This window comes from Thermodesulfobacteriota bacterium, assembly GCA_034189135.1.
Classification (GTDB): Bacteria; Desulfobacterota; Desulfobacteria; order Desulfobacterales; family JAUWMJ01; genus JAUWMJ01.
This window is the reverse complement of record JAXHVO010000001.1, coordinates 1-21,378: the sequence shown is the minus strand read 5'-3', so window position 1 is coordinate 21,378 and position 21,378 is coordinate 1. Positions and strand designations below refer to the sequence as shown.

At 43.5% G+C, this 21,378-nt stretch carries 20 protein-coding genes; 8 read left to right on the top strand and 12 right to left on the bottom strand.

Features of this window, described 5'->3' with window-relative positions; genetic code table 11:
• Positions 1-261: 261 nt before the first annotated feature.
• Positions 262-798 (bottom strand): periplasmic heavy metal sensor, encoded by a 537-nt coding sequence (locus tag SWH54_00100; protein MDY6789652.1) that lies wholly within the window; start codon positions 796-798, stop codon positions 262-264.
• Positions 799-1,296: 498 nt separating this feature from the next.
• Between SWH54_00100 and SWH54_00095 the strand changes: the two genes are divergently transcribed.
• Both SWH54_00095 and SWH54_00090 read left to right on the top strand, forming a co-directional pair.
• Positions 1,297-3,066 (top strand): ATP-binding protein, encoded by a 1,770-nt coding sequence (locus SWH54_00095; protein ID MDY6789651.1) that lies wholly within the window; start codon positions 1,297-1,299, stop codon positions 3,064-3,066.
• A complete protein-coding gene (locus SWH54_00090) occupies positions 3,066-4,436 on the top strand; it encodes a sigma-54 dependent transcriptional regulator (GenBank protein MDY6789650.1) in 1,371 nt (456 codons plus the stop codon). The genes SWH54_00095 and SWH54_00090 overlap by 1 nt, the downstream gene beginning before the upstream one ends.
• A gap of 2 nt (positions 4,437-4,438) precedes the next feature.
• Here SWH54_00090 and SWH54_00085 read toward each other — a convergent pair whose 3' ends face one another.
• Positions 4,439-4,630, bottom strand: coding sequence for a conjugal transfer protein TraB (locus SWH54_00085; GenBank protein ID MDY6789649.1), 192 nt, complete (start codon positions 4,628-4,630; stop codon positions 4,439-4,441).
• A 206-nt stretch (positions 4,631-4,836) separates the two neighbouring features.
• Positions 4,837-6,384: a response regulator gene (locus tag SWH54_00080; GenBank protein MDY6789648.1), complete on the bottom strand. Its 1,548-nt coding sequence runs from the start codon at positions 6,382-6,384 to the stop codon at positions 4,837-4,839.
• A 583-nt stretch (positions 6,385-6,967) separates the two neighbouring features.
• Here SWH54_00080 and queF point away from each other — a divergent pair.
• Together queF and SWH54_00070 are read left to right on the top strand one after the other, a co-directional pair.
• Complete coding sequence (gene queF, locus SWH54_00075) at positions 6,968-7,381, top strand: preQ(1) synthase (GenBank protein MDY6789647.1); 414 nt, start codon at positions 6,968-6,970, stop codon at positions 7,379-7,381.
• Positions 7,378-8,328, top strand: coding sequence for a hypothetical protein (locus SWH54_00070; GenBank protein ID MDY6789646.1), 951 nt, complete (start codon positions 7,378-7,380; stop codon positions 8,326-8,328). Before queF ends, SWH54_00070 begins: the two co-directional genes overlap by 4 nt.
• Before the next feature lie 260 nt (positions 8,329-8,588).
• On the opposite strand, the gene SWH54_00065 is transcribed toward SWH54_00070, so the two are convergent.
• The 3 genes from SWH54_00065 to SWH54_00055 all read right to left on the bottom strand — a co-directional run bounded on the left by SWH54_00065 (position 8,589) and on the right by SWH54_00055 (position 11,757).
• The gene (locus SWH54_00065) at positions 8,589-9,596 is read right to left on the bottom strand and encodes an adenylate/guanylate cyclase domain-containing protein (GenBank protein MDY6789645.1); all 1,008 of its coding nucleotides are present in this window, start codon (positions 9,594-9,596) and stop codon (positions 8,589-8,591) included.
• Positions 9,597-9,669: 73 nt separating this feature from the next.
• Positions 9,670-10,638 (bottom strand): tRNA dihydrouridine synthase DusB, encoded by a 969-nt coding sequence (gene dusB, locus SWH54_00060; protein MDY6789644.1) that lies wholly within the window; start codon positions 10,636-10,638, stop codon positions 9,670-9,672.
• A gap of 186 nt (positions 10,639-10,824) precedes the next feature.
• On the bottom strand, positions 10,825-11,757 hold the full coding sequence (locus SWH54_00055) for a DUF1848 domain-containing protein (GenBank protein MDY6789643.1): 933 nt from the start codon (positions 11,755-11,757) through the stop codon (positions 10,825-10,827).
• A 609-nt stretch (positions 11,758-12,366) separates the two neighbouring features.
• Between SWH54_00055 and SWH54_00050 the strand changes: the two genes are divergently transcribed.
• Positions 12,367-13,803 (top strand): tetratricopeptide repeat protein, encoded by a 1,437-nt coding sequence (locus tag SWH54_00050; GenBank protein MDY6789642.1) that lies wholly within the window; start codon positions 12,367-12,369, stop codon positions 13,801-13,803.
• Between the two features lie 102 nt (positions 13,804-13,905).
• Here the strand turns inward: SWH54_00050 and SWH54_00045 are convergent, their stop codons facing one another.
• Positions 13,906-14,853 carry an SDR family oxidoreductase gene (locus SWH54_00045; protein ID MDY6789641.1) on the bottom strand — a complete coding sequence of 316 codons (948 nt, stop codon included), beginning with the start codon at positions 14,851-14,853 and terminating at the stop codon, positions 13,906-13,908.
• A gap of 105 nt (positions 14,854-14,958) precedes the next feature.
• Positions 14,959-15,654 (bottom strand): YkgJ family cysteine cluster protein, encoded by a 696-nt coding sequence (locus tag SWH54_00040; GenBank protein MDY6789640.1) that lies wholly within the window; start codon positions 15,652-15,654, stop codon positions 14,959-14,961.
• 348 nt (positions 15,655-16,002) lie between these two features.
• Here SWH54_00040 and SWH54_00035 point away from each other — a divergent pair, with 348 nt between their 5' ends.
• The 3 genes from SWH54_00035 to SWH54_00025 all read left to right on the top strand — a co-directional run bounded on the left by SWH54_00035 (position 16,003) and on the right by SWH54_00025 (position 18,478).
• Complete coding sequence (locus SWH54_00035; GenBank protein ID MDY6789639.1) at positions 16,003-16,554, top strand: cupin domain-containing protein; 552 nt, start codon at positions 16,003-16,005, stop codon at positions 16,552-16,554.
• A 115-nt stretch (positions 16,555-16,669) separates the two neighbouring features.
• Positions 16,670-17,809 (top strand): acyl-CoA dehydrogenase, encoded by a 1,140-nt coding sequence (locus SWH54_00030; protein ID MDY6789638.1) that lies wholly within the window; start codon positions 16,670-16,672, stop codon positions 17,807-17,809.
• Positions 17,810-17,893: 84 nt separating this feature from the next.
• On the top strand, positions 17,894-18,478 hold the full coding sequence (locus tag SWH54_00025; protein MDY6789637.1) for an HDIG domain-containing protein: 585 nt from the start codon (positions 17,894-17,896) through the stop codon (positions 18,476-18,478).
• Positions 18,479-18,522: 44 nt separating this feature from the next.
• Here the strand turns inward: SWH54_00025 and SWH54_00020 are convergent, their stop codons facing one another.
• The 4 genes from SWH54_00020 to SWH54_00005 all read right to left on the bottom strand — a co-directional run.
• Positions 18,523-19,359 (bottom strand): ATP-binding protein, encoded by an 837-nt coding sequence (locus SWH54_00020; GenBank protein MDY6789636.1) that lies wholly within the window; start codon positions 19,357-19,359, stop codon positions 18,523-18,525.
• A gap of 39 nt (positions 19,360-19,398) precedes the next feature.
• Positions 19,399-19,833 carry an iron-sulfur cluster assembly scaffold protein gene (locus SWH54_00015; protein ID MDY6789635.1) on the bottom strand — a complete coding sequence of 145 codons (435 nt, stop codon included), beginning with the start codon at positions 19,831-19,833 and terminating at the stop codon, positions 19,399-19,401.
• A gap of 185 nt (positions 19,834-20,018) precedes the next feature.
• A complete protein-coding gene (locus tag SWH54_00010; GenBank protein MDY6789634.1) occupies positions 20,019-20,699 on the bottom strand; it encodes a NifB/NifX family molybdenum-iron cluster-binding protein in 681 nt (226 codons plus the stop codon).
• 95 nt (positions 20,700-20,794) lie between these two features.
• Positions 20,795-21,378, bottom strand: a 584-nt coding sequence (locus SWH54_00005) for an acetoacetate--CoA ligase (GenBank protein MDY6789633.1), incomplete at its 5' end; no start/stop codon positions are given.

The window sequence follows — 21,378 nt, the reverse complement described above, 5'->3', positions numbered from 1 at the left end:
TTGAGCATATGCTCATTTTCGGAACGAATTCGATCCCGACTTTGTACTATTCTGAACCGGCATCTTATTTTGACCTGTCGTTCAGTAGTAAATTTGTCTATTTATGGATCGACACTAATTAACAGTGTTAATCATTGTGAGGGCAATATGGATATCGGAAAACAATGGCGGCCTATCATTGATTCTGTGCAGGACGACATCATCATTAAGAAAAAAGGGGGACAAGTGCCCCCCTTTTTTTGATCATTTTTATTTCAGTTTTTACCAGCAGCGGCCCTGACTGCCCTGCCAGCGTCCCATTTCTCCGCCATGAAACCCACGGCCCTTGTGGCCAAAACCGGGACCCATCCGTCCCAGGTCAGGACTAATCTTGTTCATTCTGATACGGTGCTGGAGTCGTTGCTGGTCCAACTGACCTTTTAAACCGGACAGTTCCTTTTGCAAAGCTCCCGCCTTTTTAGCATCTGGATTTTTTTTGGCCAGTTCGCTGTTTAGTTCCAGACGCTTTTGATAAATATTTCTCCTGAGTTCCTCAGTTGCTTGGAAAAATGCGTTCCGCTCTTCATTTAGCTTTGCTATTTCCTCTTCACTCAGATTTCCCCTGAATCCACGCTTGCCATACCCTTTGTGATACTTTCCGTACCCGGAACCGTCACACCCGTACTGGCCGTATTCCTGACCGCTTTGGGCATAACCAGCGTTTCCCTTACCCTTGCCGGCAAATGCGGTTACCCCCACCCCCATGATGGCAACCAGTGTTAAAACGATGAGTGTTTTAGTTAAACTTTGAATTTTCATTTTATGTCTCCTTTGTGTTTAAATGTGGTTTGCTTTTTAATCATTGTTTTAATCGCGATTTGAAACACTACTTGAGCAAGTTGTGTGCCAGATTTGAATTATAAAACTAAATATTTCATAACATATTTGAATTATAATGTATTATTACAATTTTTTTTATTCATTGGGGTGGCATTAAAATATATCTTGATTAGGAAAACACAATGGTGGATACTATGTACCCAGGTGAAGTGGTTATTTGATGATAAACGGGTAAAAAGTATACACTTGGTTTCAGATGCTTCGGGTTACGGGAAACAAGATGCGAGTTGTCGATCGGGACTATTCCTTTTTTATGACCGGCAACTCGTATCATGAAACCCGCAACAGGTGACATGCACCCATCTATTTTCGTTATTCACAGCCCTGAAAGAACTGCATGTTTCATTTTAGGGAATCCATAAGTTTGAATGTCATGTTACCCTGTAAATTGGCACTGAATTTGCTTTAAATATTAGCATGGCAAGTAAAACAAAAAAGAAAAGATTTTGGGCAGGTGTTCCTCCCTGGATATTTATTGGAGCAGTGGTGGTGCTGCTTCCTATTTTTGCTTTGATGATAAGGGAAAACCTGAACCGCCAGAAGGAAAACAGCGTTCGTCTTCTTCTGGAGAAAGGGGCGGCCCTGATCAGGTCTTTTGAAGCAGGCACCCGCACAGGAATGATGGGTCGAATGCGAAGCGATTTTAAGCTGCAAAGGCTTCTTACCGAAACCGCCCAGCTACCCGATATTGTTTATCTACTTGTGGTAAATCCAAACGGGGTTATCCTGGCCCACAGCGATCTTTCTCAAATTGGTAAAACATACGCAAACGATTTAGACCTTAAAAAAATGTCTGCTATTTCATTGGAACAATGGCGTTATAAATCCTTCCCTGATGGAAAGAATATTTTTGAAGTCTTTAGAAGGTTTTCACCCACCGGTGGCCCCAGGGGAAAACCACATGGGCGTATGCTATTCCATCTCAACCCCAGGCACCATCTGCACGTGCCACGAGATGTTCTGTTAGATCCCCAAATTATCTTTGTAGGACTGAACATGGAAACCATCGAAGCGGCCCAAAAGGCAGACGCAAGACATACAGTGGTTATGGGCCTTATCCTGCTGTTAATCGGATTTGCCGGGATCATTTTTCTTTTTTTGACCCACAGTTATCGTACTGCCAAAGCCTCTCTTTCCAGAGTAAAGGCATTTTCCGACAATCTGGTGGAAAATGTTCCCATTGGTTTGATTGCCATTGACGATAGCGAAAAAATCGTATCTTTCAATCACGTGGCAGAGGCCGTTCTGGGAATTTCAATTGAAAAAGTATTAAAAAAGAAAGCCAAAGAAATACTTCCCCCAGAACTTTTACAGCAGATACAACGCCCGGATATTAAAAAGGGTATTGTAGAACAAGAGATAAATTGTCTGATGCAGAACGGCAGGCGCATTCCCCTGCAGGTCAGCGCCACATTGCTGCACGATGAGGATGGGACTTTTTTAGGACATATTCTTCTTTTTAAAGATCTGAGAGAACTTCAGGCTTTAAGAAGAGAGATTGCCAGGAACCAGCGACTTGCCTCCATAGGGAGACTGGCGGCAGGGGTGGCCCATGAGATACGAAATCCGTTAAGCTCGATCAAAGGATTTGCCACTTACTTTAAGGACAGATACCGTGAAAATAAAGATGACCAGCAAACTGCCGATATCATGATCCAGGAGGTTGAAAGATTAAACCGGGTGGTCGGTCAGCTTTTGGAATTTGCCAGACCGGTCACCATCGCAAAAAAATCAACTCCTATTGAAGTGGTGATAAATAACTCCCTAAAACTTATTGAAAATGAGGCTTTGGCAAAGAATATAAAAGTGGAAACCGACTTCCCGTCATCGGTGAATGAAGTGTTGATCGATCCGGACCGTATTAACCAGGTTCTGTTAAACCTTTACTTAAATGCCATAGAAGCCATGGAAAACGGGGGACGCCTGACCATTGCCCTTATATGGGATGAGGAAAGCAAATGGATTAAAATAAGTGTGACAGATACCGGTTGCGGCATAAAAAAAGAAGCGCTCCCTCAAATATTTGATCCCTATTTTACCACCAAACCATCCGGCACAGGCCTTGGCCTGGCGATCGTGCATAATATCATAGAGGCACACGATGGAAAGATGAAAGTTGAAAGCAGTCCGGGAAAGGGCACCGCGGTTATCCTATTTCTACCAATTTCCTTTAGAGATAAACATTGATGAATAATAAAAGCGACATACTGGTGGTGGATGACGACAGCGCCCATCGCACCATGTTAAAGACCCTGTTAAGCGGGTGGCAATACAATATTATTGAGGCGGATGACGGGTCAACGGCCATAAAACAGGTCAAACAACGACCCTTTGACCTGGTTTTAATGGATGTCCGCATGTTAAAGGTTTCAGGTCTTGAGGCTTTAGATGAAATAAAAGCTTTTAATCCTGCCATCCCTGTCATCATTATGACGGCATATTCATCCCTTGAGACAGCCGTTGAGGCCATAAAAAAAGGAGCCTACGATTATCTGACCAAACCGCTGGATTTTGACAAGCTGAAGATAATCATTAAAAGGGCCATGGAACACATTCGGCTAAAAGAGGAAAATCGTATTCTAAAGGAAAGTCTGGGAAGACATTTTGACCGGCAGAATATTATCGGGAAGAGTCCGGCGATGATTAATCTTCTGGAAACAGTTGCCCAGGTGGCTGCGTCAGAAGCAACGGTTCTGATAAACGGCGAATCCGGGACCGGCAAAGAACTGATCGCAGGGGCGATTCATTTTAACAGCCCCAGAAAAGACGGCCCCTTTGTTAGGATTAACTGTGCCGCTATTACGGAAACCCTCCTTGAGTCGGAACTTTTCGGCCATGAAAAAGGAGCATTCACCGGGGCTGATAAAAGAAAGGATGGACGGTTTGTTCAGGCCCATAAAGGGAGTCTGTTTTTAGATGAAGTCAGCGAAATGAGCCTGGCCATGCAGGTAAAACTTTTACGAGTTTTACAGGAAAGGGAGATTACCCGAGTGGGGGGAGATGGAGCCATTAAAGTGGATGTCCGTGTCATCGGCGCCACCAATCGTGATCTAATGACGATGATAACCGAAGGTTCATTTCGTGAAGATCTCTTCTACCGCCTGAACGTCATCAGCCTGGATATCCCTCCCTTAAGGAAAAGAAGGGATGACATTGTTCTTCTGGCCCAGCATTTTCTGCAGGATTTTGCAGCGAAAAATCGAAAACAGATAAAAGGGTTTACGCCCAAAGCGATTGATCATCTGATCCGATACGACTGGCCGGGAAATGTGCGAGAATTGATGAATTCAGTAGAAAGGGCGGTAGTCCTGGCCAGGGGAGAGTACATTGACAGGAAAAACCTTGCAATTATGCAAACACCTTTGGACTGGACGGTGAAAAGCACGCCGGTTTTAGAAGATATCAATGAAATGACGACTCTGGAAGATATGGAAAGAAGAGTGGTGATAAAAACGCTTAAAGCGGCAAATGGCAACAAAAGCGAATCAGCCAGACGGCTGGGAATCACCAGGAAAACACTGCATAAAAAACTTAAAAAGTATGGCATTATGCCGTAAATCTATTGATCCTTGTGTTCGCTTTGTTTTTTACCCCCGGAATTTTCCTTTGGCCCTTTGACGGTTTCTTCCACAGTACGGTAAATGTCTTTAAATGTTTCACTAAACCCGGCAGGAGAAACCCTACCGCCTTCAATAAATTTAACCACGATTTCTTTTGCCGCCCTTAAAACCTGTTCATCCATGGATGCCATTTCAGATACCTTATTTATTGCTGTTTGGTGTTATATGCCTCTCACAGGTCTTTATTTAAGGCAAAGGATTTCGTGTGTCAAAGAAAAAAGGTATCCTGAGCCAAGTTGGTTGATTTGTTATGAAGATATGTGCGAAGATCTTGATGCATAAGGATATGCAAAAACCACGGGCATCCCAGTGGGTATGTTGAGTATTTTTACAAATGTTAAACTGCTTGAATTTTCCCTTCTTTATAGACCTTTAGAAAAGCCTTTACAATCTGAGGATCAAACTGGGTTCCGGCGCCTTCATTAATGATCTTTAAGATCCTTTTTTCTTCCATCTTTTTTCTGTAGGCACGATCTGACGCAATCGCGTCATAGACGTCGGCTACTGCAAGAATACGACCCAGGAAAGGAATCTCTTCCCCTTTTAACCCATCAGGATAACCGGCGCCATCAAAACGCTCATGGTGGCATCTTATTACCTCCATTTCCCGGTCCCACTGACCCAGCTGCTTGACTATGTTTGCCCCAATTACCGGGTGCTCCTTGATCTTTTCGAATTCTTCCGGGGTAAGTCTGCCGGGTTTAAGCAGGATATCATCCCGTATGCCTATTTTTCCTATATCATGAAGATGGCCGGCGACATTTAGGATGTCCAGCTCCTCGGATGTACACCCGAGTTCTTTTCCGATCACTATAGCGATACTGGTCACCCGGGTCGAATGTTGCCTGGTATAAGGGTCTCTGGCTTCTATTGTATTTACAAATGCATACAGTGTGGCAAACAGATTCTCATAAATATTTTCATACAGGGCCAGATTTTCAATGGCAAAACCGGCATTATGCGCCATGAATGAGAGATAATACAGGTCATTCTCAGTGAATCTCTTTGTTCCGTTTTTTATTGATGCGGTCAATACACCAAAAACTTTGTCCCTGATCACCAGGGGAACAATCATAAATGACAGTATTGCATCAGGTAAACCATAGGTTCCATTGTTCCTTGACACCAGCAGCGGCATTTCATCCGCTACACTTTCCATAATTATCTTATTGATACCTGTTTCGGTAAATGAACGGTCATCCGTGTTTGAAATGAGGGCTTCAATATCTGGGCTTTTTTTATCGGCAGCAGAAGCGGTGACTTCTATGGGGGTTTTCATTTTCTCATCAATCACAAAAAAGTGCGATTCATCTGCATGAGAAATTTTAACAGTCATATCCACCAGTCGCTTGAATACATCAGAACTGATACCAATGCTGGAAAATACGTTCATGATCTTGTTTAAGGTGTGAAGTTCATCCACCTTATGCAGAAGTTCCTGGTTTAACTTTTCCAGCCGTGTCTTACCCTCCACTTCTTTTTTTAACAGCAGATTTTCAATAAACAGTTGGCGTTGATGAAGCACCCGCTGAGCGCAAAGTTCCATCTGATTCAAGTTGACCGGTTTGGTTAAAAAATCAACCACGCCATTTTGAATGGTTCTGATGGTATTATCCAATGAAGGATATGCCGTCATAATCACTACCGGTATGGTATTATCGGTTATCCATATATGCTCGGCGAGCTCAAGGCCGTTCATTTCAGGCATATTGATATCGGTAAAACAACAGTCAATTTGCTCCTGCTCAAGTATTTTTTTCGCCTCAACCCCGTTATTGGCCGTTACCACACGATATCCCTTGCGCTGGAAATATTCACTGGTAATACCTAAAATGCTCTTTTCATCATCTACAAAAAGGATCGTTTTTCTATTTTCATCATACATGCGGTAAATTTCCGGGAAGATCTACTTGACGGTGTTGGCGATGTTTTTCACGATTTCATAAATATGGATGAAGACATTCAATTTAGGGCCGAATTTTTCCCCCAAATTTCCAATTTCCAGTTTCAAGCCCTAACCGGCTATTTCTTATCTATATGACTATATCGGCCTTTAATGAAAAAACTGTAGCGGAAAAATGATGAGCTGATCAAAATTTTATATGGTTCTATAGTTAAACGGGTTCGTAAGTCACAATATGAATATAAATCAGTATGTTACTCTGATTTGAGGTTAAAGCGGAGCAGAATTTTTTATTGCTCTTGACTAATAGAGTCAGGCATATATATTAGAGACCTTTGTAAAACGGCACTTTTTGCCCGATTTCAGCGTCTGACAAAAATTACTATTTTGCAAAGGTCTCTATTCGTTTCGTAATAAGTGAATATTTTTCTTTAACAAAATGTACCAGTTTTATTCTCACCTAGGCGGAATTAAAAAACAAACCTTAAAGCCTTGGAGGCCGTTGTAAAATGTTTCCCGCTCGTAGCGGGAATCGAAACCGCCTCCCGATGAAAAGGATAAAAAAATGGTGTTATCTGGAGCATCATCGGATGATAAAAAAATTAAATATAATATTATAAAACCGGAAACGGTTCAGGCGGACATCCTTGAGCCCCTGGAATATAAATCTAACCGGGATATCCACATCGTTATCAAACAGCCGGAATTCACCTCGGTGTGCCCCATGACCGGACTACCTGACTTTGGGTGTATCACTGTAAAGTACCGCCCAGCAAAAGCAATTATTGAATTAAAATCTTTAAAATTTTACTTGCTGCAGTACAGAAACGTGGGAATATTCTATGAACATGTGGTTAACCGGATTTTAGATGACCTGGTGGCTAAACTCGCTCCAAAATGGATGGAGGTCACCGGAGACTTTACCTCAAGAGGTGGGATAACCACCCAAACACGCGTGGAGTTTAGCGAGAAAAAATGATATTTGGCTGCATCAATAAATGGATTCACCGATTTCACTATAAGTGTGCTCTTCCCTTGTCGTTGACTTGCTTTTTCCTGGTTACAGGATGTTCATCCCTTTCCTCTACTAACAACAAATCAGGTCAGACAACTAATCCAATCAGCGATCCGGCCAAAAAGGTCGGCATTGCCGTGGTTAAAAACAAAACCTCTTTTAAAGACCGCAGCTATGAAAAAGTCTTTCAGCACTATTTATTAGAATCGATATCCGATTCATGTGCTGATATGCTTTTGGTAAAGCCGGGTGATGCGAACTATCCCGATTTTCTGGTCAATACTCCCTTGAAAGATACTGAAAGCATTGACAACCTTGGCCTTGCCCAACTCGGAAGACAAGCGGGGATGAATGCGATTGTAATCGGCGAAATCATGGGTATTACCGGAAAAGAAGAAAAAAGGGGGATTATCTTTTTTAGAGATTTACACCAGTTTATTTATTTTCAGGTTAAAATTGACGTATATGATACAGAAACAGGCGTGAAGCTCATCGATGAAGGATACAGCGAAGCAATAGAAGTTGATGAACTTGAACTGGAGCTTTACAAAAAAAAAGAAGTGGTAAGTCTCTCTGAAGTGGATGATATATTTTTAAAAATTTCCGAAGATATCGCCGAAAAGATTTGCCACGCGGTTAATAATGCGCCCTGGCAGGGATACATTACCTCAGTCACTGAAAACCATATAGTCATATCATCGGGAAAAGAAGTTGGACTTGTGCCGGGAGCTTTGCTTGAAGTTTTTGCCCCGGGCAAAACCATTGAAGGAGTTGACGGACATCGCTTCCGTATGCCTGGGTATAAAACAGGAGAAGTAAAACTGATTACGGTTTACGCCGATAGCTGTGAAGCTGTTCTTTATTCCGGCAGTCACCTCGTGGAAGGAGGCAGTGTAAAAATTAAAAAATGAGTAATAATTTAGCTTTTTGAAAATTTGGTTGTTTCTGTTGAGATATTACTAATTCTAAAAAGCATTATTTGAATATCGAACAAGGAATTTCGAATGATGAAGTATGGAATCGCTCTTATCCTTCCTTTATATTACTAAAATGATAGAATACCTTACTTCGATATTCATTATTCCCTGTTCGATATTCTGCGGTTCAACACAAATTCGAAAGTTTGAATTTGTCTTAAAGCTCTTAATAAGTCAGGATAACTGTCTGCAGTTTAATCACTTATCCTGTAAATGACCATCGGATCTTCAAGTCCTTTAATGGTTGCCGGTGGCAGAGCCACTGCCTCTATTCCATCCGGAAGCACCGGATTTGAAAGTTTTTCAAAAGCGCTTTCGCTTATCAGAATTTCTTCTTTCCCTGCCAAACTTTCCAGCCTTGCCGCCACATTGACAGCCATTCCAATGGAGGTAAATTCCTTTTTCCGCAGCGATCCCAGGATTCCGGAAAAAACACTTCCTGTTGATATGCCTATTCCGATATCAAGCTTAAGCCCCTTTTTATCCCGCAGCTCATCATTTATCTGCCTGGCCTTTTTTTGCATAGCCAGCGCCGACTTCACCGCATTTGCCGTATCACTGGAGCTCCCGTCAGTTGAACTGAATACGACCATAATGCTGTCACCAATATGTTTATCCACTATTCCGTTGAATCTATAGGCAATCTCTCCCAAAGGTATAAAAAACTGATTATTTAAAAAAGATGCGATGACCTCCGGTGATGCATCCTGTGACATTCTGGTAAATCCCCTGATATCACAAAACAGAACGGATACCTCATGAAATCTGGATTCGAGAAATCCTGAAGAGCTTTCCATCTCCCGGTAAACCTGCTCCGGTACAAACTGCCTGAGGTGTTTTCGTACGGAGATCTCCCGAATTTTGGCCCTGAGCTCTATATTATCAAACGGTTTGGTTAAAAAACCGTCTATTCCTTCATTGGTGGCATGGATGGCGGCTTCCATGGTGGCGTAGCCGGTGAGGATGATCCTGGTTATTTCAGGATTTAGTGAACCGATGACTGTCAGGGTTTCAAGGCCGTCCAATCCAGGCATTTTGTAGTCTGAAATCACGGTTGCTATACTGGAAATATTATTTTTTAAAAATTCGATTCCTTCTTCTCCGTTCTCCACGGCATAGGTTGGATAGGTTTCTCTTTTCAGTGCGCGAAGCAGCGAACGCCGCACCCCTTCTTCATCGTCAATAAACAGCAAGCCGTTCATTCAATGCTCCATTAAATATTAGGTTTTTATATTTGGCGTTATTTATGCTCATCTATTGAAAGTTGTCAAGTTTTCATGTTTGCATCACCATGTCCTGGTATGATCTGATCAGGTCAAGCGCCTGTTCTTCAGACGAAATATGCTTGATGGATTCTCGGAAACTGCTGCTAAAACGCATTCCCTTAACAAACCAGCCAAGACGGCTGCGCATCATAAAACATGCTTGCTTTTCACCAAGGTATTCTACGGAATCTTTCAGGTATTTGATCATTATATCAAAACGCGAAAGAGTATCCCTTTGAGGCATTTCCTCGCCCCGTAAAAGAGCCAGTACCTGGGAAAAAATGGATGGATTTCCGATTGCCGCTCTCCCTATCATCACTGCATTGCAACCTGTCTCATCAAGCATCCGTATGGCATCTTCTGGATTTACAATGTCCCCGTTGCCTATCACCGGGATGGAAACCTTTTTTTTAACTGCCGAAATAATTGACCAATCCGCCACGCCCTTAAACCCTTGGGACGCTGTGCGTGGATGTACTGCAATCGCATCAACACCGCACGCCTGAGCAATCTCGGCTATTTCCATGGCCTGGGTGCCTGACTGATCCCATCCGGTTCTTATCTTTATGGTCAGGGGAATTTTTACTGTTTTGCGAACCGTTTCGAGCAATTGTTCTGCCTGCTTCGAATTCCTCATCAGGGCAACACCGGCCCCTGTTTTAACCACTTTTTTAACCGAGCAGCCAAAATTGATGTCCACAATATCCGCCCCCGAGTTTTCCACAATCATTGCCGCATCCGCCATGATTAATGGATCAGAGCCAACTATCTGTATGCAAAGGGGTTTCTCTCGAGGATGGCTGTCAAGCATTTTTTCCGTCTTTATCGATCGATGGACAAGTCCGTTCGCACTTATCATTTCCGAACAGACCAGCCCACAGCCCGCATCTTTAGCCATCATGCGAAACGGAAGGTTGGTGATACCCGCCAGAGGTGCCAGAATAACCGGATTATCAAGTATAAGTTTGCCGATTTTCATTTTCGCAATGTTTTTACCACGGAGTTTCACGGAAACTTCACAGATATTAAAAAATGAAGCTCCCCGCCGCAACCGGTCGGGGTATCAAAAACCTTAATAAAATTCAGTGTCTTTCCGTGGAAATCCGTGGTAAATCTTTTTTTTAAGACCTAAATTATTATAAACTTCAAGTAGGATCAGTTTTATTTAAGCTTCAGGGCCTCCAGGTTTTCGGTTTCCTGACTTCCCCTCCTCCATGCCTTCCGGCCTTTTAGCCGGATTGGCATAACAAAAAAGACAGTTGTGATAACAGGGATGGCGGTCGTATGAGCCGATATCCACAGATACTTTACACCCACACCCGCTTTTAATACGCTGGCCGGTATCTTTTCTCATGGAAAGCCTGCCACCGAATATTTCTACTAAGAGATCATTCGGTATACACGAGCTTGGAGAAATGCCGCTGTCCAAAGGAAGTACGTCAATGACTTCTTTTTCACAACAGGTTTGCAGACTTATTTTTTTTTCAGCCAGAGTTGTTGCCATTTTTAACACAATCTCTTTTTTTTTTTCAAGAACCGGATCGATAAAAGAAAAATCCCGCATTTGTGATGTTCTTTTGTTAATCTTCGGATAGTGATCCATAAAGCTGGTAATACATCGCTTGATACCGCAGCTCGATGCCTTATCCGCAATAAGGGAAAAATCGTGCAGGTTATCCATCGTCCGCCTTCCCCTGGTTTGATAAAAACATATTGGATCGAATCTCCAGTTAATCGCATTTGAACCAAAACGGCGACAAAGAGATTCAAGCTGATCCAGACTATCGGTCAAACAAGGTAAATTCGGTTCAAGCAAAGGTGAGTGAGAATTTATGGTGAAATTAAAGAACAGATGATATCCCCTTTTCTGCAGCTCATCCCCATAACCGTTTTCCATAAACGGCCTGAAATTTTTTGACCAGAATACAATACTGTGAACCTTTTCACGGGTGACAGGTACATGGGAAACGTGCCTATTATACGGATTTGTGACCGCAAAACTCCCCTTTTCTATCCGGTCCATAAACCACGGCATATAAAAAGCGGGTATATCGGTTCTTCTGGATGCAGAAATGACAATGGGCAAAGATGATTTCATGACTGTCTTTTTCGCCATTTTTCAGAAATTTATGTGACTACTTACGTAGTCAGGCTGAAGGGGTCAGAAAAGTACGATTGCAGTACTTTGGCGGAATGTGATTCTTACATCAAACATGGCTTTAAAATACGCTTTTCCCTAACCGTCTTTAGTCTTCAACCTAAACACCTAAGTAGTTACTAATCACAAAGCGGCAAATAACACAAAATAAATATCCGGAACCAGAGGTACTGGCTTTGATTACCCCTGTAAAGGGTTCCATAGTATACACCACAAGTTGCGGGTTGCGGGTTACGAGTTAAAAAAAATTGAGGCACCAAACACGAATAATATAACAACTTCAAATAGTTGTAAAGTCATAGCAATGGGAAATATTACCATTTTTTCTATTAAAAATTAGCTAGAATTCATTTTATAACTCGCAACCCGTAACTTGTAACATGGGTTAATCCATTCGGTCTGGCCGTTTGTCTCTGACCTGACCCATATCACACGGTATTATTTGCCATAATAATTTTTATTGCTTGCCTCAACCCGGCTAAATATGTAATAATAAATCGTTTTGTAAATTTGTTATGCTTTGTTCTTAACATATTTGATGCGCCAGCCATGAAACAATTCTGCGAATACCATGCGACCAAACCGGCTTACTGGAATTGCCCGAAGTGTGGCTCGTACTTTTGCCCGGATTGTATTGTGGCCAGGAAAAAAGTTGGCGCTCTTAAAAATGAAAGCATTCATTTATGCCCCAAGTGCAATGTCGAGGCCAGCTGGGTCGGAGTTGCCAACATCATTGAACCATTCTGGAGCAGACTGCCTAAATTTTTCACCTACCCCTTTTCACTGCAGCCACTGGCATTAATTGTGATACTGTCCGTAGCCGGTCTGATTCTTTCCAAGCTTTCCATCATCGGTTTACTACTCAAAATTGTACTATGGGGGATCCTGTTTAAGTATTCTTTTGCTGCACTTAAAACCACTGCACATGGAGACCTTACACCGCCTAAGATTACTTCAGAAACGATTTCGGAAGATTTTATGCAGGTGTTCAAACAGATTGCCATCTATATCATTATCGGGTTTATATTTGCCTGGCTGATTCCCACAGCCGGTATCATTGTGGCTGTTCTATTTCTCATATTTGCCCTTTTTTATGTTCCGGCCATAATCATACTTCTGGTTACCACCAACAGCCTTTTGCATGCAGTTAATCCGGTGGTTTTTACCAGACTGGCTTTTCGGATCGGCCGCGGCTATCTTTTGATGTACTTTTTTCTGTTTCTCCTTGGCTCTGCCCCTGCTGTTTTGGGCCAGTATATCATTAAATTTTTACCCGCTGAAATGTTTGAACTGTTTTTCGGTTTTGCTAAAAACTACTATACCATCATTTCCTACCATTTGATGGGTTATGTGATCCTGCAATACCATGAAGAAATCGGGTATCAGGTTGATTATGAGGATTTCAAGGAGTCGGCTGTAAAAACCAGTGAAATTGAAAAAGATGAAACAACCAATATGCTCAACCGGGTCAATATAATGATAAAGGACGGCAGGCTCGATGACGCAATCTCCTTTATTGCAGACACCGCCAAAACACACCCGATTACAGACGTGACTCTTTCAGAGCGCTATCTAAATCTACTTATTATGAAAAAGCGAAAACCCGAAATTCTCAAGCACTGCAAGGCACACCTTGATTTACTGGCTCATAAAAATTTAAAAATTAAAGCCTGTGAAATATACACCAAGTGCCTGGCGATGAACCAGAAGTTCATTTCCACTTCTTTTGCCCTTTTTAAAATAGGCGGCTGGCTTAACGAAACCGGAAAAATAAAGGAAGCAATCAGAACCTATAACAGTATGATTAAAGCCTTCCCGGACGATGTCCTGGTGCCCAAGGCATATTACCGCTGCGCACAAATATTTCATGACCGCCTGATGGACCCCTCACGGGCGAAAAAAATCTTATCCGCTTTATTAAAAAAATACCCTGAGCATGAAATCATTCCACAGGTTAAAAACTACCTTAAACATATGGAGATATAGATTTTCCGGGGTTGGACCTTGAGAAAGTATTTCAGCCAGCACTCATGCACTGCTCAAACGGGTTTAAACACCCTGAAACACTGAAATAAAATCGGTGAAAGGTTACCGGTTTTTTTGATACCAGTTAAAGGTGATCTCAAGCCCGTTTTTAAAAGAATACTCCGGGTTAAATCCAAGAATTTTTCGGGCCTGATCGATATTTGCCACAGATTCAACAATATCACCGGGTTTGGGCGCTTCATGTTCAGGTTTGATATTTACACCCGACAATTCACATGCCATTTCCCAAAGCCCGTTTATGGTAACATATTGACCGGTTCCGGCATTAAACACTTTCCCGCTTGCCCCATCAGTGCTTGATGCCAGCAGGTTTGCCTTTACCACATCCTGGATAAAAATAAAGTCTCTGTATTGATTTCCATCACCATATATGACAGGGGTTTTTTGAGACACCGCCTTTGACATAAAGATTGAAATAACGCCGGAATAAGGAGAGGTGGGATCCTGCCTCGGTCCATACACATTAAAATAACGCATACAAACGGTTTCAAGTCCGTAAAGCTTGTGGTAGAGCGCGGAATAATATTCACCGGCCAGTTTTTGCACCGCATAGGGACTGAGCGGTTTTAAAGCCATATTTTCACTCTTGGGGAGCTGTGGGTCATCCCCGTAAACCGCACTTGAGCTTGCGCTAACCACCCGCCTGACGTTGTTTTTCCTGGCAGACTCCAGCACTGCAAGCGTTCCCATTTCATTTACCCTGGCCGAGTGAACAGGTTTTTCTATAGACAATGGCACGGAAACGATGGCTGCCTGGTGGAATATCACATCGCAGTTTTTAACCGCTTTCTGCAAAACGACTTCATCAAGGATGTCCCCTTTATAAAATGATATTTTGTCCCTAACCTGTTCCAGATTGGAAAGCTTCCCGGTGGACAGGTTGTCTATCACTGAAACCTGCCATCCGGCCGACACCAAGGCATCGGCAAGATGCGACCCGATAAATCCGGCGCCCCCGGTGACCAGGGCTTTTTTGCTTTTGTTTTTCATTTCAGCCAGGTAACCCCATTATCAATGCTGGTTTTACAGTTGTATTTCAGGGAGTAATAAAAACATCACTCACCCTTTGTTTTTTATACCGTCCCGATGGATGGATTACAACCCCAAATATGCCGTTCTGTTTTTAAGTGCGCTTAAGATCGGCTTTATCCTGGCTTTGTGTTCAGGTGGGACGAATAGGGCTTTCATCGGCCGGTTGGGTATCATCCGCGTCTGTTGATAATTTAAATTTCCTTTTTCGAGCAATTTGCCGTTTTCATCAGTTCTCATGAACAGGAGAACATCGCTCAGGTTGCCAAAATAACCGTCCCGGTCAACGTGTTCGATGTATTGTAAAAATAGGCTATTAACCGTTAAAACAAAGGGATCGACTTCTGCATAACCGGTTTCCCCACAACGGGTGCCTGACACAAAGCACCGGCATCCAAAAGGCCTCACCGGGTAAATCGGACATTCGTTATTGGTTAAAAGGGGACATTCCCCCCACCGGACATCAATTTCCTCCTGAGGAATATCCTTTCCCTGACGGCACAGTTCTGCCAGCATATTCATGGTCATTTCGGGAGAAAAGCGTTTTTTATACAAAACGGTTTTAATGTTGGCATACAGATCCGTTTTTCCCCTTTGCTTCAAAAAATCCGCAATTTTATACCCTTCAAGGGTGGTCAGGGTCACATTACGCGTGCAGCAGTCGGCACAGTATCTTTTACATGCCAGGTCAAGCCCTTTGGTAAAATGATCATAAATCTGGTAAATTCGATCCAGAGCAACCAGTTTGTTGGCAAAATTCATTTTTATTTCCCGGGTATGATTTGTTGCACCCCCCTGTGGCGAATAAATAGGCGTTTGTCAGGGAAAGCGTTTATAATTGAGTAAAACGGGTTAAAATTTTTACTTGTTGATTAAAAAAAAATTCTTTATAAGGGTAAAGCAATGATATACCGAATATCGATGGCGTGATAAAAAATTCCATATACATGGCACCATGGTTTTTCAGGGACGAGGCAATACAGGTGGTTTGCCGATCGGCTGAAAAACCTCACCAACGCGGCAGATGGGGCTTTTTACCATGCCATCCACATTGACAAATTTGTAAAACGAACTGCTCAAGATTTTCACCAACCAATAAAAGGAGGTATTATGCCACGCAAAAAGGCTGCAGCGCAAGACCCCGTGGGGAAAAAAATCAAAAAAGCCAGAATGCAAAAAAAAACCAGTTATAGCACCCTTGCGAATGAAACCGGTTTTTCCGTCGATTATCTAAAAGCGATAGAAGCCGGCACGGAAATACCACCGGTGGGAGCGCTTCTGCAGATTTCAAGAGCTTTAGAGATTGACTCCGGATTTTTTCTAAGGCAACAGGAATCCACCCTCAAAAAGCGTGTAAAGGCCTACACGGCACGCACGGAAAATTATGCCTATGATACGCTGACGCCAGGTGCTGAAAACAAACACCTGAAAGCCTTTAAGGTCACGGTTGATCCGTTAAAGGACCACAAGGGGATTGGATATCAACACGAAGGAGAAGAATTTGTTTATGTGCTGAAGGGAAAGGTTGAAATCACTGTGGGGGAGAACATTAACAAGTTAAAACAAGGTGAATCACTTCATTTCAACTCCGGAATCAGACACATGTTAAGAAATACCGGCAAGGAAAAAGCAGAATTGATCGTTGTCATTTATGGACCGTAGCATGAGCTTGAGGGCCTGGAGACCGGGAAATTCTGAAGACAAGTGAGAGACAGCCAATTCGCTTCCCGGTCATATCACCTTCCTGCCTCATCGTCTTAGTTGGAGGAGTTTACTTATGTCGATAAAGCTTACTGATGAACAATTAATGATTCAAACAATGGTCAGGGATTTTTCACGGGAAGTCATCGCCCCCACCGCCGCAGAGCGTGATAAGACCAAAGAGTTTCCTGGAGATAATTTGAAACAGCTTGGGGAACTCGGATTTATGGGAATGATGGTTCCTCCCGAATATAACGGTTCAGGAGCGGATACGATCAGTTACGTCCTTGCCCTTTCCGAAGTTGCCTATTCCTGCGCTTCTACCGCTGTGGTCATGTCGGTTCACAATTCAATCGTTTGTGAAAGCATCTTAAGATACGGCACCGAAGATCAAAAACAGCGCTTTTTAAAGCCTCTGGCAACCGGTGAAGTGATCGGTGCCTTTGCCCTGACGGAACCGAATGCCGGGTCGGATCCGGTGCGACAGACCACCAAAGCCGTTCGTGACGGAGACAGCTATATTTTAAACGGAACCAAACGGTTCATTACCACGGGCAAGAATGCAGGAACAGTCATCGTAACGGCCAAAACGGATGAAACCAAACGTCACAAAGGAATCAGCGCTTTTCTTATAAAAAAGGGAACCCCCGGCTTCACTACAGGGCCGCTGGAAGATAAAATGGGCCTTCGCGGGTCGGATACGGTGGATCTTGTTTTTGAAGACTGCCGTGTCCCTGCAGAAGACATGCTGGGTGAAGAAGGTGAAGGGTTTAAAATTGCCATGACCGGTCTGGACGGTGGCAGGATCGGTATTTCGGCCCAATCGGTGGGGGTGGCACAGGCTGCTCTGGATGCTGCGGTCCAGTACGCCAAAGAAAGAGAACAGTTCGGCCAGTCTATTTCCAGGTTTCAAGGCCTGCGCTGGATTGTTGCCGATATGGCCACGGAAATCGAGGCAGCCCGCCAACTGATGCTGTCTGCTTCTGCAATGAAAGACAGGGGGGAAAACTATACGGCCCAGGCCTCAATGGCAAAACTTTTTTCCTCTGAGATGGTTAACAGGGTCACAGCCAAAGCCCTTCAGGTCCACGGAGGTTACGGATACATCAAGGAATATCCGGTAGAACGTTATTACCGAGATGCAAGAGTCTTTACCATTTACGAAGGCACCTCGGAAATCCAGAGAATTGTTATATCTAACCACGTGTTCAAATAAGGCAGAATACCTTATTCAAAATTCGATGTTGGACGTTCGATGTTCGACGTTCGCAACTTTTTAGCTTTTTTAGGAGATTATCTCATGAATAAAAAGGTCCCGTCCAGAGAAGAAACGTACCAGCTTTTAACTGAATACAATAAAAATGAAAGCCTCATTAAACATGCCCTGGCGGTGGAAGGGGTGATGCGGTATATCGCCCGCAAACATGGAGAAGACGAAGAAAAGTGGGGCGTGATCGGTCTGATACACGATCTGGACTATGAAAAATATCCCGACCAGCACTGCCAAAAGACCGAAGAAATTCTACAGGAAAATGACTGGCCCGATGAATACGTCAGAGCAGTCATCAGCCATGGATATGGAATCTGCACGGATGTTGAACCTAAAACCAAGCTGGAAAAATATCTTTTTGCCATTGATGAACTCACCGGACTGGTGGTGACCACCGCTTTGGTGCGCCCTTCCAAAAGCGTTCTGGATATGAAGGCCAAATCAGTTAAGAAAAAATGGAAGGATAAAAGATTTGCCGCCGGTGTCAACCGGTCTGTGATTGAACAGGGTGCCGGAATGCTGGGAGTAGAGGTGGCAGAGTTGATCACAGATACGATTATGGGCATGCGGGAAGTCGCCGATTCAATCGGCCTGAGAGGATCGGTTGGCGAGTAAGAATCCAGGTTAATTACATTTGAGCTTTGGATGGTGCTGATTCTTTATGCAACCATATCTTTAATGGTTTGATAGAGCTTTATAAACCGGTCTTTAAATTCAGGCATGACCTCAACGATCATGTCCCCCCTGGAGTAGGCCTCGGCAATTTTTCGGTCAAAGGGAATTTCCATGAGAACCGGCAATTTTTTCCTGTCTGCATACTCTTTCACCCGGCTGTCGCCAAGATCGGCGCGGTTAATCACCAGTCCGCAGGGAATATCGAGCATTTTTACCGCACCCACCGCCAGTTTCAAGTCATGAAGCCCGAATGGAGTCGGTTCGGTAACCAGAAGAATAAAGTCCGTATTTTTCATAGACATGATGACCGGACATGACGTGCCGGGTGGGGAATCGATAATAGTGAGTTTATCCGGGCGGGTGAAAGAACGAACCTTATCTATCAAAGGCGGGGCCATGGCTTCACCGACTCTCAGTTTTCCATGAATGAATTCAATGGAGTTCCTGCGCCCTTTTTGAATAATGCCCAGTTCCCTGCCCTTTTCTGTTATGGCATCTTCAGGGCAGACTTCCATACATCCACCACAACTGTGGCACAGTTCGTCAAAAACCAATACGGTTTCATTTACCACGACAATCGCCTTAAACTGGCATATATCGCCGCATTTTCCGCAATAGGTACACTTTTCATCATTAACTTCCGGTACAGGCAGCAAAATTGTTTCTGTTTCCTTAAAAACAGGGTTAACAAAAAGATGGGCGTTCGGTTCTTCTACATCACAGTCAAGCAGTTGAACCTCATGCCCGATGGACAGGGCAAGATTGGTGGAAACAGTTGTTTTGCCGGTTCCGCCCTTTCCACTCGCAACGCTTATAATCATGGCAATAAGTCCCAATCGGTATAAATCAAAATTACATTTCTATTTTCTTTTCTTAATCATATATTCATTTGCCGCTTTATGCAGCGTCTCGGCAGCCAGAAAAGCACAGTGTCTGTCTTCTTCGGGAAATTTTCCCAATTTGTCCAGAATGGTCTCTCCGGTAATCTCAAACAGCTGCTCAGATATTTTTCCCAAGGACATCTCGGCGGCAAAAGAGCCACATACCATGCTGGATCCACATCCGTCGGTTACAAATGACGCTTCCTTCACATGACCGTTCTTAAACTTCAAGAAAATACCAATTGTATCTCCGCAGGTTCCTTTGATACTGGCATGTACGTCAGGATCTTCCATAGCCCCAACATAGAGCGGGTTTCGCCACCGTTGATAGGCCACCTCACCATAATCCTCTCTGGTCTCTTCAAAAATCTGCTCCTGTAAATCCTGTACAAAAGTATCAAATTTGTCGCTCATACACTTCTTTCCTTCTATTCAGCAACTGATACACCTTATCCCAAATATCGGGACACGTTGCCGACTGATTCGATTCATATCACTTAAAATAAAATGATATCGTCATCTCGATTTACGCATTCGATATCAATCAACTCGTTAACAACTAAATGAATTAAGGGTGTGCAACATTTAGATGGCTTATTTTAATCTTTCTTTTCCAATTTATTAATTTGGGCCATGATGTCTTCCATCTGTTGGCCTAAGTTTCTGGCCTGTTCCTTCAAACTTTCCAAATCCTGGGTCTTCGGTAATGGACCGGGTCCTGACTGATTGGGCATACCCATTCCGGACATCCCCATTCCACGGCCCATTCCTCGGCCGCCGCCTCCGCCCATACACCTTCCACCGCCACCCATGCCTCTGCCACCGCCCATACCTCTGCCTCCGCCCATGCCCATGCCGGTACCCATACCCATACCTCCACCTGAAGCTGGGGCTGCAGAATCAGTTGCAGACGCTTGGCCCATTCCGAAATGGTTGTCCACATTGGCTTCCTCTGCCGGCGTGAGTTTGCCATTTATATATCTTTCAAGCGCTTCCCTTACCGATCCTGTCTGACCGGTAAACAACTTTATCCCTGCGGCCGAAAGCGTCTGCACGGCGTTTGGGCCACAATTACCCGTGATCACGGCTTTCGCCCCTTTGGATGCGACAAACTGTGCCGATTGAATCCCGGCACCCCCGCCCAGTCCTATGCTTTCATTATCAAAAGCTTCAAAACTCATATCGTCCGTTTCCACCATCATAAAAAAAGCGCATCTGCCAAACCGCGGGTCGAGGGATGCGTTTAAATCTTTTCCGCTTGAGCTAACTGCAACTTTCATTTTTAATATTTCCTTTCATTATCTGGTTATAAAAGATTATTATAATGCCATATTATGAAGATGTAAACATATACCTAAAAATTTTGTTGTAATTTTTATTCTTCCTGTAGCTCTTTAATATCCGCATAAAAATTTAACGCTTCCGGATTGCTCAGCGCATCTTTATTCAGCACAGGCTTGCCCTCGATAATTTTTTTCACTGCCAGCTCCACTTTTTTCATGTTTAATGTATAGGGAACCGCAGGCACACTTAATATTTTGGCCGGTACATGACGGGGAGACGCATTGGTACGAAGCGTATTTTTTATTTTCCCCTTTAATTCTTCGGTTAATTCATTGCCTTGAGCAAGTTTGACAAAAAGGATGACCCGAATATCGTTTTTCCAGTTTTGACCAATTACCACGGAATCTTCTATCTCATCCATCTGTTCCACCAGGCGATAAATGTCCGCCGTTCCGATTCGCACACCACCCGGGTTTAAGGTGGCATCCGATCTTCCATACATGGTGACACCGCCACGATCGTTGATTTCTATAAAGTCTCCGTGCCGCCAGATGTTGGGATAGACATCAAAATAGGCACTGTGATATTTGCTGTTGTCCGGGTCTTCCCAGAAATAGATCGGCATGGAGGGAAAAGGTGCGGTACATACCAGCTCTCCCTGCTGATTCACCACAG